The following is a 17568-nucleotide window of genomic DNA, read 5'->3' as shown; positions in this document are numbered from 1 at the left end:
TATAATATACTGAATGTCTAGCGACATTCCATCTGCACCTTTGGATTCCATGGCAAATAAGCCTCCAAAGGTGTATTTTGTCGATTTGGAAGATAAGTTAAGAGGTAGTCCAGATATTTTCGTGGATGTAATCCGTTGGATTTGGCCGTCTCGACGAGACTCAAAATAGTCGCAACGGCATGAGCACCCTCAAAAGATTTTGAAAACAGCCAGTTCTTTCTGCCCATAACGAGTGACTTGATGCCACGTTCGGCTAGATTGTTGGATAGCACGAGACGGCCGTCCTTCAGAACGTTCATCATTCGCTCTTTCTGATTCAGCGCATAGTTGATCGCTGTGCCAAGTTTGCCATGCGCAGTTAGGGATTCACACCAGTCAAAAAACGCCTCAAGCTTTGGCTTCACTAGTTCTAAGCGCTGATCATACCGTTCGCTAACAGATAAGTCCTTGAGGGACTTATCCAACGCAAATAACTCGTTACACAGCGTGACTCCCTTATGAGCGACACTCTTACTGGAATAGTTCTTTGGACGGGCGTCATAGAACTTCCGTCTGATATGCGCCAGACAGGCAATCATCGTCATCCCTGGAAGATTGTTGTACCCGGAGAATCCATCACTATGTAGATAGCCAGTGTACTCCTCTAAGAAATCTCTAGGGACAGAGCCACTGCGTGATGGACCAAGCTTGTAGATATGTATGGCACGTTCGCTGTATTTGCCGGTACTGAATAACCACATATAGGACTTTTGTCGGTCTTTGTCATTCAGTACTTTGAATGTCGTTTCGTCGGCGTGTAGAACCTTCTGGTTCAACAGTTCTTGTCGCATTACAGCCACCAGTGCTTCGAAATAATACTGGGACGTTTTAATGTGCCAATTCGCAATGGTATGCCGAGGAATCGGATAGCCAAGTAGATTCCAATAAGCCTCTTGTCGGTAGGCTGGGACTTTTTGCTCGAACTTCTGATACATCGTTTCTGCTATCAGCGACGCAGAGGCGGCTGTATTATTTAAAGGAAGTCTTGGGATTTCAGATTTTGCAAACGGCGTCCGTGTCCCGCTTTTTTCGCAGTTCGCGCAGGCATATGTTTTTTGGAAATGTCTGTGGTTTTCAACTCTTGCCGGGATAAATTTCACTTCCTGACGGATGAGTTGTGTACTGATTTCTTTCATTGCTTCCTTACATGTTGGACACGTGCAAGATTCGATTTCATGAATGTGATCAACAGTAGGAAGAGAAGACAACTGCTTGTCTTTTAAACCTTTACGTTTTTTGCGACGGCTAACGGTTGTGACTATAACTTCTTCTTCGTCGCTTTGGTCACCAGTCTGCTCTGGTTCGCTAAAAAGGCGCTCATTGAAGAGATTGCCTTGATTGGGATCATCTTTCAACGTTTCCTTCTTTGGGCCGTACAATTTCTGAGTTAAGAATTCGATTTGTTCTTTCTGTAAGGAAAGCTCATCATCTTTTTGAGCGATAATGGTCTTCAGTTGTTTGTTTTCTTCTAACAGCTGATCTAACTTTTCAATAATCACTTCAAACTGTTTTTCGCTCTTGATAGACATGTCTGCTTCTCCTCACATAAATAGTACTTAAATTTTACACTAGTCAGAAAAAGAAAACGAGAGAGCCATTGATTTTTTCATCAATTTCTCTCTCATTTCTTAGGCTATACTTCCTTTAACCGCAGGTTTTATGGAGACTTTTTGATTAACAGATAATCCTTCAAGCAGCCAACGCAGCTGTTGCGCACTTAACTTTTGAATCTCGTTCTGGTTACGCGGCCAATTCAATTTCCCATTCTCTAAACGCTTGTATAAGAGAAGGAAGCCGTCGCCTTCCCAGTAAAGAGCTTTGAACCGATCCTTCTTTCCACCACAGAAGAGAAAGAGGGCCTCATGATAAACATCCATATCATATTCTTCTGTGATCGTCGCAGCTAATCCATCAATTTGACGGCGCATATCCGTCTTTCCACACACGATAAAAATATTCTCTACTTGAGTAAAATCAACGAGTTTCATTGAATGACATCTCCGCGAGGAGAACTCTCAATGTCGAGGGTTTGATCCCCTCGTAAATAAGTAGCTCTGTCTGACTATTTTTTAAATGTGCCACCATTTTCTGTGAATGGAACTTCGAAATGTGTCGGCGATCAGTTTTATCGTCATGTAGGGTTATCGGTATGATAGACTGTTTATTCTTTTCCAAATTAAAAACCTCCTGTGTACTTAAGATATCTCAAGTTTAACAGGAGGCCGCTAGGACTCACAGGTACCTAGCTATTCATCGCTTACATTTAATGACTGTAACTGATCTAAGTTCTCTTCTGAAAAACGGTCTAGAAATCGCGAAAGCGACGATTGCGAGGCTAACTGATTTCTACCTAGAATAACTTGAAATACTGGATCATGTCTTAATATATTAGCCGAAGAGTCTGTCGAATAACCAGCCGTTAGCTGCATAATAAGCTGCTCAAAAATTGCTAGATTATCATGTATGAAGTAAGCACGATTTTCTTTTAAGTGAAGTAGTCGTTTAGCTAAATCAGAGAAACCAAAGGTATTCATTAGTTCTTTAACTAAGACCAAACCGGAATCACTAGATAAGCGTCCACCTGTATGCGAAATGGTAATGTTAGAATTGAATTTAATCTGTTTTTTGTGTAAGCTAGTCATTAGAAGAACTCCTTTTCTTATGGTTGGTTTCGACACCTTTACCATATCAGAATGGAGTTCTTTTTTCATCACTTAACAGGTGAAACAATAAAAGTATCATAGTGCCTGCCATTAGGCAGTGTTTCCACGATTCAAGCAAAAGTATGAATTATCTAGGTAAAAACCTAAATAGTAAAAAAATTTCCATAAACCAAGCAAGCACCTATAATCTACATATACTTAGATAATAGTAAATACAATTATAGCTTATAAAAGGTAGCATACGTTGTATTGTTTTATAAATATTGATTAGGCTAATTGTTTATTGAGAATTCATCAAAGCTTCCTAAAAACCCCTATTCTACAATATTAGAGTTAATCTGCCTTTGTTTCTTCTTTGAGTCATAGTTATTCAGGTACCAAGTAATTGTTCTTGTGTCTAAGGTTCAAATCTTTATACTTATTTTATTGGGTTATTCGCTGTAGGTGGAAAGAAAAATGGATTGAACCCAGTCTTATACTCAGTAACTAAATCTTTTGAATACTCTTGATTTATGTCCAGCACTTCGGAATCTTCATCATCAAAGATGAAGATTTGTAAATTCTCTTTTCCTATTGTTTTATAAGCTTCAGATAAAATTTGACCAATAGCACTACTATTTTTTGCATCAAAAGGTTTTGAGATATGATCTATTACTAAAATTGGAATAATAGGGTACTCATTATTCTCAAGTAATATTTTCAAAAAAGCAAGATACCCACATAACTGAATTAATGTATGTCTAGCCATACTCCCAATATAAAAATTTACACTTTCTTCAAAATTTGAAGACTTGCTATCGCCTGAAAGTATCATAGGCTGTAATATGTTTCCCTTTTTCAAATATCTAATCTCAAACCCTTTCTGTTGGATATCATCGGAAACGACAGAAGAGATATCTTTAGCAGAATAGTATAGTTTCGTTGTAAAACTAGACATTTCATCAATTCTTCTGTTATCATCAGAATTTTGTAAAGCTTTTAACTCTTCTCGCAATTTTTTAATTTCTGATGTTTTCTTCTTTATTTTGTTATCATTAGATACAATCTCAATCGACAAATATTCTTTGATAAGAGCGATGGCTTTGGATTTATCTTCTAAATTATATACTTTGAATCTAGAATCGTTTCTACGTATTTCAGTTTTTATTTTCTCACGCTGACTTTTTAACTCTTTGACAGTATTATCATTGATAAGGTAGCTACTAAAAAGAATAGTATTATCGACATTATTGAGTAAGTTTTGCATAGGTTCTACTAAATAATAAAAATCTTCATTTTCATCGATTAAAGCGTGTAGTTTCGTAAGTAATTTCCTTCTATTTTCGTTGTCCCTTTCAAACTGCTTAGCATCAGCTTTATTATTTTCATATACCTTTATTTGTTCAGACAAATTACTATACATTACTTCTAAATCTGAAATATTTCTCTTTTTTTGTGTTCTCTTAGAATCATGCATATCAACTATTGAAGAAATATAGTCTACAATGACATTTGAATTTTTTCCTGTAAACCAAATATTTCCGCCCAATTTTTGTAAATTCTTATTTACTTGATCAACTACAAAGTTATATTTTTGAAACTCATTTTCTAATTCCTTAATTTCTTGTAGCAAATCCTCTATTTTATTTTGCAATATATGTATTTGTTCTAGGTTGTTATTAAAGATAAAGTTTAATATGGGATTGAGTTTTACGGAATATTTGATGTCACTACATTTATCCAAGAAGTCTTGAATTTTTCCTTGTCCTTTCTCCCCTAAGAAGTTAAACATTGTAAATGCTCTATAAGTTAATTCTTCATTTGTGAAGTTTCTAATATCTTGTAATACTTTCTTATCCTGAGCAAAAATAGAATTTAACTTGTTTCTATATTCTCGTAAATCAATCGTTTCTTCGTTTTTCTCTTCAATATAATGTAAATAATTTTGATTACTATTTCTAGTACGTGTCATACTGAAATTATTACCATTGTATTCAAATATCATAGTTGCTTTACTTAAAGAATCCCTATACCAGGGTTTCGCTATAATTTCTTCCGAAGAACCAAACATGAAATCAATGAATAAATAAAACTCTGTTTTACCAGAGCTGTTTTTACCTTTAAAATAATTAATTCCTTCATTAAATTTGTATGTAAATTCCATACCATTCATGTCAAACATTGTAAGTTCTCTGATTTTAAACATTACTAATAACCTCCTTCATAAATTGCTTGTCTGTAAACGTTTTACTTTCTTCAATAACTTTCTTCATAAAATTAGTTTCTTCATAAACTGAATCGGTAGCAAAGTCTTTTGTATTCAGCTTCAATATGTCGTTTTCATAGTATACTATTCCTTTACTAATTAAAAGGTGTATTGCTTTTACTATATAAGGCACACTATTACAAAACCCATCAAAGTCTCCAGATAATAAGGAAATCCCCTTATAAATGATGTCTTGCGAATTATTAGCGGTATATATTTTCCCACCTAAAAATCGATTTTGTTTAATTAAATAAGAAAACGTTACTGTTTTGAAAACGCTTAAACTTTTATGACTAAGTAATATCTGACAAATGATATTGCTATACATCCCTAATTGAATCGATTCCGCTTGCAATTTAATATTATGCATCTTCGTCATCCTTCCAAGATATTTGATTATTCAAAACATCTTTTTTTGTTAAATGTATAGACGCACCGAATTTTATCTGATCATTTTCAGCATAAGAATTGGGATATTTTTTTGTTCTTTCCAGCCTATTGTAGGGTGAATCATTTTTTTCTCTTATCAAAGAAAACTTCACGTTTTCAAATCCTTCAAAGGTTGTATCTTCGATTTCTTCGATTTTATTCAATTTGTTGTTTTCCATATATTTCAATGATGTTTCGTTGTAATACATACCATACAACAAATGTTGTTCAATCAGACTGTCGGGTAATTTGCATGTTTTCAATTGTTTATATTCTCTCGAATTCGAAAGCACACTGTCTTTCAAGTCAATTTTCTTTATTCTTTTGAAGTTACTATAAGATGGGGCCGTTATATCTTTCGTGAATCTATTAGAAATATCTTCAACAATATTTATAAATTCTTGATATGTCAAAATATAAGGCTCTTTGTTTTCAATAGTATTTAATATTTTATATGTTATATGTTGCAAAAACTCTCCTAATCTTTGTTGGAATATTATTACATTAGCAGCTTTCCTAAAATGAAGCGAAGCTTTATCTTCTGTTTTGGCATTAACATCTTCTAAATCAATAAAAGTATATTTGTTATGTATTTGATTATACTTCTGTTCAAATTTCGCAAAGTCTCCTTCAAATAACGCTTTCACTTTAGATACAGTAGCATTCTTATTTTTATTAGATTGCAGTATATCCTTGTACATTTTTTTTACATCCTTAATAAAAATATCATTCTTATTCTGATAATTTTTATCCGTAAAAAGTATATATTCTTCTATATTGTATGCACTACTTTCTAATAGTAACCAATTGAAAATTAATTGTTCTGAGACTGAATTGCTTATAGAAGTATGTTTAACTTGAATGGCTTTATTTTTACTCCCATCGGTAACTCTGCAAATGAATTTGTGACTATTTATATCAATTGTATCTGGAGTAATTGACTTTAAATTTATATCTTCCAAAGTTTCAAATTCTATTTGCATGTTTTCTTTTAAATCAAAAGCATAGTAAGCAAACACTTTAATTTGGTATGCAAATCCTGATAAACTATTTATACCGCTTGAATCCTGTTTATAAGTCATCTACAACATCCCTTTTAATTATTTATACTTAAATTGATAATTCTTTTCAAAATCACGCATAGTCTTATTAAATTTTTTACATATTGTAGCACGATACTTTTAAATTATAATTGCAACTCTATCTCCAAATAGATTTCACATACAAAAAATATAGGAAACTATATTGAACTCTAAATTTACTAATTTGAAGTAAAACTTCTACCTTAATTGTATATTTTTTTATCATTTTTTCAAGAAGAATTGTGATTAGCTCAACAAAGAATTTAATACTTTTCTATTTGAGTAGTTTAGGGCTATTTAAAATTTCATTCTTTAAATATACCAAAAATATTAATAATTTGATATTTAGCTAAAAAAGTCTATCCGTAAAAAAATTTATGTTCTTTAATGGCTTAAAATTAATCATTGATACCTTTTAATACAAACAATGATTAAAGTTAAAAAAGAGATATTGTTTTTACTCAATATCTCCTGTTAAGCCTTTTAAATTAGTAAATACTCGATTCATTGTATTATCAGATCTCTATTTTAAAACATCCTATTCCCACTCTATAGTAGCAGGCGGCTTACTCGTAATGTCATACACTACTCTATTAATGTGATCCACTTCGTTCACGATTCGTGTTGAGATTTTTTGTAGTACGTCAAATGGGATTCTTGCCCAGTCTGATGTCATACCGTCGATTGAGGTTACAGCACGGATTCCGATGGTGTAGTCGTAGGTTCTGCCGTCTCCCATTACCCCAACGGATTTGAATCCTGGTAATACGGTGAAGTATTGCCATACGTCACGTTCTAGTCCTGCATTAGCGATTTCTTCTCTTAAGATGGCATCACTTTCGCGGACGACTTCTAGTTTTTCTTCTGTAACTTCCCCGAGTACACGAATCGCAAGTCCTGGTCCTGGGAATGGTTGGCGCCAGACTAAGCTTGATGGCATACCTAATTCTTCTCCAAGTGCACGGACTTCGTCTTTAAATAGTGTATTCATTGGTTCGATCAATTCGAACTGCATGTCTTCTGGCAATCCACCTACGTTGTGGTGTGATTTGATCGTTTGTGCAGTGGTTGTTCCACTTTCAATAACATCTGTATACAGCGTTCCTTGTGCCAGGAAGTCGATGCCTTCCAGTTTTGTTGCTTCGTCATTGAAGACTTCAATAAATTCATTTCCGATGATTTTACGTTTCTGTTCTGGATCGCTGACGCCAGCTAGTTTGCTCATGAAACGCTCTTTGGCATCAATCCGAATCACGTTCAATCCAAATTTGCCTTCTAAGCTCTCCATTACCTGGTCGCCTTCGTTTTTACGCAGCAAGCCGTGGTCTACAAAGATACACACAAGCTGATCCCCGATGGCTTTATTTAAAAGGACGCCGGTAACACTCGAATCTACTCCACCAGACAATGCTAGCAAGACTTTTCTGTCTCCGACTTGTTCACGGATTTTATCCACTTCCAAGTCGATGAATTGTCCCATATCCCAGTTTCCTTCAAAGCTGCAGACGTTGTATGCAAAGTTGCGCAGAATTTCATTTCCGTGTTCTGTGTGACGAACTTCCGGATGGAATTGTACTGCGTGGAAGTTTTTCGCTTTGTTTTGGATTGCTGCGATCGGGCAATGCGGGTTAACGGCTGTTACTTCAAAACCTTCAGGCAGTTCTGTTACGTAGTCTCCGTGACTCATCCAGACCGTTTCTTCTTGTTCTAAAGTCGTAAACAATTCTGCAGAACGGTTCTTGATTTCAAGTGTCGCTTTACCGTATTCACGAGTACCAGCAGGTTCTACTTTTCCGCCTAAGTTATGTGCCATCAACTGCATTCCATAACAGATTCCTAAGATTGGAATCCCTAATTCAAAAATTTCAGGATCAATTGAAAAAGCTTTTTCATCATAGACACTCATCGGTCCACCAGAAAAGATAATACCTTTAACGTTTGATTCTTTTAATTCTTGTGCTGTAATGGTATGCGGTAATAGCTCAGAAAACACACCAAATTCTCTAATACGGCGTGTAATCAACTGATTGAACTGACTACCGAAATCTAGGACAGCCATTTTTTCTACTTGTTGCGTAATGGATTCGCTCACTAAATCTACACCTCTATTTTAAATTTTAAAGACTCTTTTATCGAGCCGTTTCGTAATGATTTTTACTAGTGTATCATGATTGTTCGCTTTTATGTACCATAATTTCACTTTTTCACCGTTTTCTTTCTAAAATTAAAGAAAAGACAATCATCCAAAAAATGACTGTCCTCAATAAAACCTATTAAAATACGTACATCATACTTATTAAAAGAACTAGTTCATCCCAAAACACGAATAATCATTAGATTTCTAAAGCCTCTAAACCGTATTCAAATAGCGAACAAGGAAATTTTGACATTTGTTCATCTGCCAAACCGAATGAACGTCAACTTAATATAAAAAACCAGTATTCATAATTTATGAGTACTTACGCATGATTCTTACAATATCAAGTCCATATTTATTAGCCTTAGTTTCTCCAAATCCTTCTACTGCTAAAAGGTCATCTTTGGTTATAGGCATCTTTTCAACTAAAGCTTCTAACTGCTTATTAGTGAAAATAGTGTACGCCTTAAAGTTTTCTTCACGACTCTTATTTAAACGATAAGTTTTTAACTCTTCATATAAATTTGTTTTATTTACTGGCGCTGCTTTTTGCATTACAGGCATAGGCTTGTCTTCAGACTTATGGCTAACGACTTTTTTGGTAATTTGTTGATTCGTAGTCACTTTATAGGGTTCGTACTTTTTAGTATAATCTTTTACGTTATCTTTATGTACATCCTTATATGATTGTGCCCACATCAACATATCTTTATCAGAAAACGTTATTCTATTCGATTGATTATAGGTATCTTTTATGTATTTTACTAATTGATCTGCCTCCTAGTACTACCTTTCGACATGTGTAACAAGGATTAACATTACCAATATTTCAACTTAAAAAAATTCATCCAGTTATAACAGAATCGTTAAAAGAGTGGTAAACTATACCTATTCATATCAACCAAAATGAAAGAAGGAAGAAGAAATGACTCAAGTCAGATTAACTACACTCACTACTAAAGGCGGTTGCGGCTGTAAGATTGGTCCAAGTGATTTACGTGACGTCCTTCATCAACTTCCGGTACAAAACAGCAACCCCAATCTTCTTGTCAGTTTAGATACAGGAGATGATGCGGGTGTCTATAAATTGACCGATGATCTAGCTATTGTGCAGACTGTCGATTTCTTTACACCCATTGTGGATGATCCATATGATTTCGGTCAGGTTGCAGCAGCAAATGCTTTGAGTGATGTCTATGCAATGGGCGGAAAACCAATCACTGCACTGAATATTGTAGCTTTTCCCATTCATACATTGGATAAAGCGATTCTTACGGATATCTTACGCGGTGCAAGTGATAAATTAAAAGAAGCAGATTGCGCTCTAGTTGGTGGTCACTCAATTGATGACCAGGAACCGAAGTTTGGACTTGCGGTCACGGGTACAATCCATCCTGATCATATACACACAAATGCCGGAGCTAAAAAAGGCGATAAATTGATCTTAACAAAACCAATTGGCGTTGGGATTTCGACAACAGCTATCAAAAGAGAATTATTGACAGCAGAAGAAACAAAGCATGTGACTCAAGTGATGGCTACCCTTAATAAATCAGCAGCTGAGGTCATGAATCAGTATGACGTTCATGCATGTACCGACATTACTGGCTTTGGACTACTGGGCCACCTCACTGAAATGGCTACCGAAAGTCATCAGGCAATCACCATCATAAAAGAAGACGTTCCTGTCTTACCTCGTGTGCGCGAGCTGGCAGAACAAGGCGTCATTCCTGGTGGTTCACGGAATAATTTAAAACATGTACAGGATGTCGTGCATTTTGAGAATCAACACGATGAAATCGACCAGCTCATTTTGGCGGATGCAGTTACTTCCGGAGGGCTACTGATGGCAGTGAGTGAAACAGATGCTCCCTCCTTACTTGAAGCTTTTAAACTCAAAGGAATGGATGCAAAATTGATAGGTGAAATCTCCAATGGTGATGCTGGTCATATTTATGTTAAGTAAGGAAGGATTCGTTTTATGCTAACTAATATTACACCGCAAGAGCTTTTTCAATCAAAAGAACAAGGGAAGACCATAGTGGTCGATGTTCGTGCACCAAAAGAATTTGAAGAAGCAACCATTCCGGGTGCAATCAATATTCCTCTCTTCACTGATGATGAGCGGGCACAGGTCGGCACAATCTATAAGCAGCAGGGACAGGAAGCTGCAAAAGACCTTGGTTTAGAGATCTTTTCAAAAAAATTACCAGCCTTTATTCAGGAATTCAAGCAACTAAAGGTCCCTGTTACCGTTTTTTGCTGGCGCGGAGGTATGCGAAGCAAAACTGCTGCAACAGTCCTGGATTTAATGGGGGTTCCTGTTAATCGTTTAACTGGCGGGATCAAAGCTTATCGTCAATGGATGCAAGAACAACTCGATACCCTGTCTATTCCATCACTATATGTCTTGAATGGCCACACCGGAAACGGGAAAACTCTCGTTCTTCACCAGCTTAAAGAAGAAGGTTATCCTGTTATCGACTTAGAAGGTATGGCTAATCATCGCGGCTCGATATTCGGTCATATTGGATTAAAACCAAATAATCAGAGAATGTTTGATCTGTTATTGGGGGAAGCTTTGTTACGCTATCAAAACGAACCGTTCATACTGATTGAAGGAGAAAGCAATCGAATAGGTAAAGTCATCATACCAGAGCGCTTTTATCAACTTAAAGAAAAAAGCCCTCAGCTGTTTATTCATCTCCCAATAGAGGAACGCGTAAAAAATATTCTAGCGGATTATTCACCTCATGACTATCACGATGAGTTTGTTGAATCTTTTAAGAGAATCAAACGTCGCATACATACACCTGTAGCAAATGCGACTGATAAATTACTTGAACAGAAAGATTATCCACTCGTAGTAGAGAACCTTTTGACGCATTATTATGATCCTCGGTACACGCACTCATCTGCATGTTCCGAAGATTTAAGTACATTGATCGAAGTAACATCTGTAGAAGATGCGCGGGAGAAAATAAAGCAGTTATTTCCGTTAAAACATTAGCTTTATCATAATCATTTAAATATGTAAATATTCGTCTGAGAATTGAGACTGATCTAACAGATTTAATAAAAAGCTATACCTGAATCAGAAGCCTATCTTTCTTCTGTTTAGGTATAGCTTAGTTTTGATTTTATATGACTTTTAATTCAGGGGAGAAAAACAAGTCAGTTATTTATTAACCTTTATTCGTTTTATATACTTAGCTTATTCATTTGTCGTTGTTTCAGACTCATCCTCTTCTGGTGGTGTTACGCCTTCAGGTGGGGTCATCCCATTAGGTTTTGTTGTTCCTTCAGGTGGGGTCATTCCTCCTGAAGGTCTTTCTCCACCATTACCACCACCGGGCATTTGACCTCCACCCATACCAGTAGCTTCTTGTTCAGTTGTCGCTTCAAGTTCAGCTAACACTGTTCCACTATAATAATCTGCTGTGTCGTATATTCCATTATTTGCTTCACCAGTCAATCCATCAATCATTGAAATTGTATATGTTTCACCTTCCACTAGGTCAGCAGATGAATATACTAGAGACTGACTATCTTCTTGAAGTTCAAAAGTTAAAATCACTTCGTTATTTGAATTTGCTATTTGAATCACGTCTCCTTGTGTTAATGATAGATCGGTTGTGAATAAGCTTGGTTGTTCTGAGGTGGCTGAAGTTGCCATTGCCATTTGTGAACTACCATTTGCAATCAGAGTGCCTCCGGAAACATCAAAGCTTCCATCATAGTCCAGTGCTCCATTTCCGCCATTTTGCGGACCATTGACCACGACTAATCCATCTGTCATTTCGACATTACCGTTACTGTCGATTCCATCTCCATCAGCATTGACATATACTTGACCGCCATTAACCGAAATCGCAGCCGTTCCACCGTCACTTGCAGCATTTAATCCGTCATCTGAAGCATTGACTTCTATTGTGCCTCCATTGATGGTCAATACTCCACTTTCTAACCCTTCATAACTCTCTTGAATTAGAATATTTCCATCTTCTATCGTCAATGCGGTATTTGCATGAATGCCATCATCTCCTGTAGAAAGATCATACTCTCCTCCGTTAACTGAAATCGTCCCATCAGAATGAATCGCGTCATCTTGACTATCAATGACAAATTCTCCACCATTTAAGACCATTGTCCCTGTTGCTTTGACTCCTTTTGCACTTGTCGATTCCTCTGTGTCTTCTTCTACATCAGTAGCATTTTCATCTTGGGACCAGCTACCCCAGTCATTCACTGCAGTTTGCGTTTCAGCATTTGCACTGCCACCATTTGTTGTAATGTTGAATTCTCCTCCGTTGATTTCCAGATCAGTTTCTGCTTGGATACCATCTCCAGAAGCATTTAAATTAAATGTTCCATCTTCAATCAGAATATATCCTTGACCTTCGTCTGTGTCGTTTGTAGACTGAATGGCATCTTTTGCTGCTGTAATATCAAATGTACCCCCGAGAATAACGATCGAGTCACGTCCTTTGATTCCATCTTGAACTGAATCAATCGTGTAGTCCCCGTTTGTAATCGTTACATCATCTTTACCTTTTATGGCATTTTTATAGTTCGCTGTAATGGTCAGACTACCAGAGCCGTTCAATAATAAGTCATCATCACTAAATAAAACTGCATCTGGTTCATCTCCTTCTTCATTTTCAAATGTATACTCTGTTCCGTCTTCTAAAGTATTTTCCACTCCATCTGCCAGCGTAATGATCGTCTTATCAGCATTGACGCCGTAGATGGCCGCTCCTGTTTCATTGGTTATTGAAACTCCATTTAAAACAATGTGTACTTCTGCTTCATCTGCTGCTTCAATTCTGATTTGCCCGTTAGTTAGAGTTCCTTCTAGGACATACGTACCTGCTTCGGTAATCGTTACAATATCTTTACTGACTGCTGCTCCAGAGCCCTCAACTGAGGAATCACCGTCCTTTAACGTGATAACTGTACTTGTTTCCAGGTCCCATTCTTCGTCTTCAGCTGAAACCTCCGTAGCATCCAATCCTAATGTGTCAACCGATACTTCTTCTGCAGTTTCTTCAGCTGTTGTATTTGAATCAGTGTCAGTATTCGAACTAGCTGTTGTTTCTGTACAAGCAGCTAGAAAAAGTAAAGCACTAGCTAACACTGTATATAGCCTTTTTTTAGAATAAAATTTAAAGAATTTTTCCATTTTCCCCGCTCCTCATATTTTTATTATGCATTCAGCTCTCCGTTATAGCTGACTAATGATGCATTTAGTACTCCTTCAGTAGCAAACAGTTCACTCATGAAGGCTGTATCGTTTTCTTTGATTTTAACTTCATAAATCAGTTCTGGCTGTCCATTGACTAATGTTTTCGATTTCAGTTTCAAGCGATTGATCTGTTTTCTTAAGACTTCATTTGCTGCTACTTCCGCTGTTTCATTTTTCAGATCCAGCATTAAAATATAAGATAGTTCTTTTTCTTTGTGTAAAGTAAAGACAAAAAGTACCGCTGCAATAAAGAATGAGCCTCCGTATGCAAGCACATAATACCCTGCCCCCAAAATAATACCTACGCCTATAGACCAGAACAGGAAGACTAGATCGAGGGGATCTTTTATAGCCGTTCTAAATCGAACGATCGATAATGCCCCAACCATTCCCAGAGATAATACAACGTTTGTAGTTACTGCCAGGATGACGAATGTTGTTAGCAGGCAGAGCATGACCAGCGAAGTATTGAAAGGGGTTGAGTACATAACCCCTTTAAATGTCTTTTTATAAATATAATAGATACATAGCCCAATTATTAAAGAGGAGATAAGAGCAAAAATGGCATTGAGAGCTGAAAATTCGCTCATTTCTTCTAAAAAGCTGTTTTTGATAATTTCTGTGTAAGATAACATTTTTCATTTCTCCTTTGATATATTTATTAATTTAAGTTGTCAGCATTCTTGAAATCATGTATTTCGAATGACCACATGAAGTCGTTTCAGCTATCTGTACCAGTTCTCTGATCCATCCTGGTAGATAAGTATCGTATTTGACTTCCAGTACACATGCTACGTCTGATTCTCTATGCATAACTGCTTCAGGTTTCAGAAAATCATGTACTCGATTAGAAGCTTTCATATTGTAGTCAAGTGTTACACGGGTGTTGCCCATTTTGTAAGCAAAGGCTTCGCGATCATATGCAACGATTACTTTAGGCTTCAACAGCTTTGTTCTAGCATTTACATAAAAGTCCTGCTTCAGTGGATCTTGTGAATCTTTTAAAAAGAAGATATCTCCTTTTATCATTTTTTCTGCTTCGTCTTTTGTCAGCATCGTGCTGAGTTTATAACCTGCATTGTATTCTTTTACTTTCTTTTCTAATCGAATAAAATTTAAGTTCTGGTTATAATACCTGATTCGAAATTTCTCTCTTACAGCATTCCCGTCTTGATTATCGTAGTATGCTTCATCTTCAATGTTGTCAAAGTACAAACTTGAGATATGATAATGCGTTCCTATCACATGTTCATCATGAGGAAGAAGTTTCCTCAATCTTTTCATTAAGATTTGCTTGGATAATTCGGATATTTCATGTTTATATTCATGCCTGTAAAATTTTTCTTCCATATCGTTTTCCTCCTTCTTTTCTTGTCCATGTGTTTATAATACGTGATTACTATTTTTCATTCTCCGTAAATTTGATAGAAAATTGCGGTAAAAATACCGCAATTAAAAAATGATTTAGTAAACAAAAAAGTATCGAGTAATTCACCTTTTGTGAACTGCTCGATACTGATATAAGCTGCTTTAAACATTTAATTTATGTGGTTAACTAAGTTTATTTAGAAAAACTGTAAAAGTTGTCCCTGTTGAATTAGAAGATACTTCAATACGACCACCATATGAAGCAATGATGGCTTTTACGATTGAAAGACCAATACCATGTACGCCTTTTTTTCCAAAATAGAACCGATCAAATATATGAGGTAAATCTTTTTCACTGATTGCTTCTCCATCATTATAGACACTTAAAATAATTCTTTCACCTTGTTCTTTGCAAGTTATACGAATGGAATTTTCCGCATATCTTAAGGCATTAGAAAGTAAATTCTGAAAAGTTCGTTCTAACTCTCTTTCATCGTACTTATAAAGAACAGGACTTTCTGAAAAGTCATAACTCACCTGTATATTTTTTTCTTCAAACAGTCGCTTATAACGTTCAGCTGTATAGGATAATGTTTCTCTTAAGTCATTGATACTAGTCAATCTATCCGGTGATTTGGATTCCAGCCTTGAGAGAAATAAAATATCTTCTACCAAATCTGTTAATTTATCTGTTTCTTTTTTAATTGTTTCTGCTCCATTTTTGTCTTCAACTATACCGTATTGGATACCTTCTGCTGTATTTTTGATGATCTGCAATGGGGTTCTTAATTCATGAGAAGCATTTTGGAAAAATGCCCGCTGCTCTGCATCATATTGTCTTAATTTAGTCGTTGTCTCATTCATGGCAAGTTTTAGTTCATGTGATTCTTGATCAGAAAATTCATCATTGATTGTATCATAATTTCCTTCGCCTATTCGTTTAGCGAATACTGCTAAACTTCTCATCGGATTCGATATGCGCAGAGAAATAAAATACGTTACGACCAAGGCTAATACAAGAGTTGTTAGCATGACAAAAAACAAGATAAGATTTAAGTAATTTTCAAGATTGTACAGATCAGTCATATTAATAAAGTAAACCGCCGTTTGTCCAGATTCACTTTCGTCTGCTGTCATTGTGTAATAATAGAGGTTATCATTCCAGTTTAACCTGGCATTCTCCACTTTCTCTAAGGGAACCTCAAGATTCTGTAAACCTTCCACAAAATTCCTGGAGTCAGTATCTTGTTGTATATTGACTGGGAAATCTGCAGAAAAAATGATTTGATAATCCTCAGTGATAAAAGCTCTATTTACTGATACAGCAAAGGCAGGATTATTATCTCTTATGATTTCATCATCGTTAATTCCGAGAGAATCTGTCTCATCTCTTCTAGGTCCCATACTAATATTCTGACTGGACAAAGACAGTAGATCAGTAGCAGTTGTTTCAATATACTGTGTAAATAATAAATTAAAGATTAAAATTACAATAGCAAACGTTACAATCATTAAACTTGTTACCATACTCATTAGTTTGAACTGGATACTTTTTTTACCCGGCTTGGACTTTCTCATTTTCCTATCTCCTTCAGATTGAACCCATAGCCCCATACTGTCTCGATTTTAAATGAGGCGCCTTCCAGTTTCTTTCTTAGCCGTCTAATCGTATCATCACAAGCTCTTGTTTCAATATCCTTTCCGTATCCCCATATTGAATCCAGCAATTCTTCTCTTGAGACTGCTCGATCTTTGTTTTTCATCAAATACAAAAACACATTATACTCATTAGGGGTCAATTCTATGATTTCTTTGCCTACTGTAACTTTCATTGTTTTATAATCTAATGTTACATTCCCCAATACATAGGGTTCTTCATTTGTTTTGTTCTGTATTTGCTGATCCATTTTCACTCTTCTCAGCATTGCTTTGACTCTCATATTGAGTGCAATTGCACTAAATGGTTTAGTAAAGTAATCATCGCTCCCCAGATTGATACCAGTCGCATAATCCAGATCACTATCTTTTGCTGTTAATAAGATGATTGGTACCGCACTGATTTCTCGGATACTTCGAGTAATATCAAATCCACTAGATCCCGGCATCATCACATCTAATATAACCAGATCTGATTCTTCTCTCAAGAACGCTTCGAATAGTAGATCGCCATTTTCAAAATCTTCTACTTCGTAACCTTCACTCTCTAAAAAAGCTTTTACCGTTTTTCTGATGGTTGCTTCATCTTCAGCAACGTATATCTTTTCAGCCACTTTATTTCCCCCTATTCTAGTTATAGTATACAAGAGATTCTGAATAAAATTTACGTTAAAGTGTGGCAATCTTGTTAGAATCCTGTGGAC

14 protein-coding genes and 1 pseudogene are annotated in these 17568 nt (G+C 35.9%); 2 read left to right on the top strand and 13 right to left on the bottom strand.

All coding sequences use genetic code 11. From position 1 onward, the window contains the following. Window positions 1-17 precede the first annotated feature (17 nt). The 8 genes and pseudogenes from tnpC to BKP56_RS05525 all read right to left on the bottom strand — a co-directional run bounded on the left by tnpC (window position 18) and on the right by BKP56_RS05525 (window position 9300). Complete coding sequence (gene tnpC / locus BKP56_RS05565; RefSeq protein WP_083540463.1) at window positions 18-1568, bottom strand: IS66 family transposase; 1551 nt, start codon at window positions 1566-1568, stop codon at window positions 18-20. A gap of 99 nt (window positions 1569-1667) precedes the next feature. Next, window positions 1668-2027 (bottom strand): IS66 family insertion sequence element accessory protein TnpB, encoded by a 360-nt coding sequence (tnpB, locus tag BKP56_RS05560; RefSeq protein ID WP_072693819.1) that lies wholly within the window; start codon window positions 2025-2027, stop codon window positions 1668-1670. A gap of 267 nt (window positions 2028-2294) precedes the next feature. Next, a pseudogene (locus tag BKP56_RS05550) lies at window positions 2295-2681 on the bottom strand (transposase); the annotation flags it as partial. Window positions 2682-3120: 439 nt separating this feature from the next. After that, window positions 3121-4887, bottom strand: a complete 1767-nt coding sequence (locus BKP56_RS13875) for a hypothetical protein (protein WP_072694178.1) — start codon at window positions 4885-4887, stop codon at window positions 3121-3123. Further along, complete coding sequence (locus tag BKP56_RS05540) at window positions 4880-5317, bottom strand: hypothetical protein (RefSeq protein WP_072694177.1); 438 nt, start codon at window positions 5315-5317, stop codon at window positions 4880-4882. Before BKP56_RS05540 ends, BKP56_RS13875 begins: the two co-directional genes overlap by 8 nt. After that, a complete protein-coding gene (locus BKP56_RS13870) occupies window positions 5310-6458 on the bottom strand; it encodes a hypothetical protein (protein WP_072694176.1) in 1149 nt (382 codons plus the stop codon). Before BKP56_RS13870 ends, BKP56_RS05540 begins: the two co-directional genes overlap by 8 nt. 538 nt (window positions 6459-6996) lie before the next feature. Beyond that, window positions 6997-8517: a glutamine-hydrolyzing GMP synthase gene (guaA, locus tag BKP56_RS05530; protein ID WP_072696002.1), complete on the bottom strand. Its 1521-nt coding sequence runs from the start codon at window positions 8515-8517 to the stop codon at window positions 6997-6999. A gap of 390 nt (window positions 8518-8907) precedes the next feature. Beyond that, complete coding sequence (locus BKP56_RS05525) at window positions 8908-9300, bottom strand: HRDC domain-containing protein (RefSeq protein WP_083540484.1); 393 nt, start codon at window positions 9298-9300, stop codon at window positions 8908-8910. Window positions 9301-9520: 220 nt separating this feature from the next. Between BKP56_RS05525 and selD the strand changes: the two genes are divergently transcribed. Together selD and mnmH are read left to right on the top strand one after the other, a co-directional pair. Continuing rightward, window positions 9521-10561: a selenide, water dikinase SelD gene (gene selD / locus BKP56_RS05520; RefSeq protein WP_072694174.1), complete on the top strand. Its 1041-nt coding sequence runs from the start codon at window positions 9521-9523 to the stop codon at window positions 10559-10561. Window positions 10562-10576: 15 nt separating this feature from the next. Next, a complete protein-coding gene (gene mnmH, locus BKP56_RS05515; RefSeq protein ID WP_072694173.1) occupies window positions 10577-11605 on the top strand; it encodes a tRNA 2-selenouridine(34) synthase MnmH in 1029 nt (342 codons plus the stop codon). A 204-nt stretch (window positions 11606-11809) separates the two neighbouring features. Here the strand turns inward: mnmH and BKP56_RS05510 are convergent, their stop codons facing one another. From BKP56_RS05510 to BKP56_RS05490, 5 genes are all read right to left on the bottom strand, one after another. Further along, window positions 11810-13777, bottom strand: a complete 1968-nt coding sequence (locus BKP56_RS05510; protein ID WP_072694172.1) for a carbohydrate-binding domain-containing protein — start codon at window positions 13775-13777, stop codon at window positions 11810-11812. 23 nt (window positions 13778-13800) lie between these two features. Beyond that, window positions 13801-14475: a DUF4956 domain-containing protein gene (locus tag BKP56_RS05505; RefSeq protein ID WP_072694171.1), complete on the bottom strand. Its 675-nt coding sequence runs from the start codon at window positions 14473-14475 to the stop codon at window positions 13801-13803. Between the two features lie 31 nt (window positions 14476-14506). Further along, on the bottom strand, window positions 14507-15190 hold the full coding sequence (locus tag BKP56_RS05500; RefSeq protein ID WP_072694170.1) for a polyphosphate polymerase domain-containing protein: 684 nt from the start codon (window positions 15188-15190) through the stop codon (window positions 14507-14509). 201 nt (window positions 15191-15391) lie between these two features. Beyond that, entirely contained in the window at window positions 15392-16786 is a 1395-nt protein-coding gene (locus tag BKP56_RS05495; protein WP_072694169.1) for a sensor histidine kinase, read from the bottom strand. Beyond that, on the bottom strand, window positions 16783-17478 hold the full coding sequence (locus BKP56_RS05490) for a response regulator transcription factor (protein ID WP_072694168.1): 696 nt from the start codon (window positions 17476-17478) through the stop codon (window positions 16783-16785). The genes BKP56_RS05495 and BKP56_RS05490 overlap by 4 nt, the downstream gene beginning before the upstream one ends. Window positions 17479-17568: the final 90 nt, after the last annotated feature.

Origin of the sequence: Marinilactibacillus sp. 15R, assembly GCF_001895285.1 — a bacterium.
In the GTDB taxonomy this organism is placed as follows: Bacteria; Bacillota; Bacilli; order Lactobacillales; family Carnobacteriaceae_A; genus Marinilactibacillus; species Marinilactibacillus piezotolerans.
This window is presented reverse-complemented; position numbering and strand designations above follow the sequence as displayed.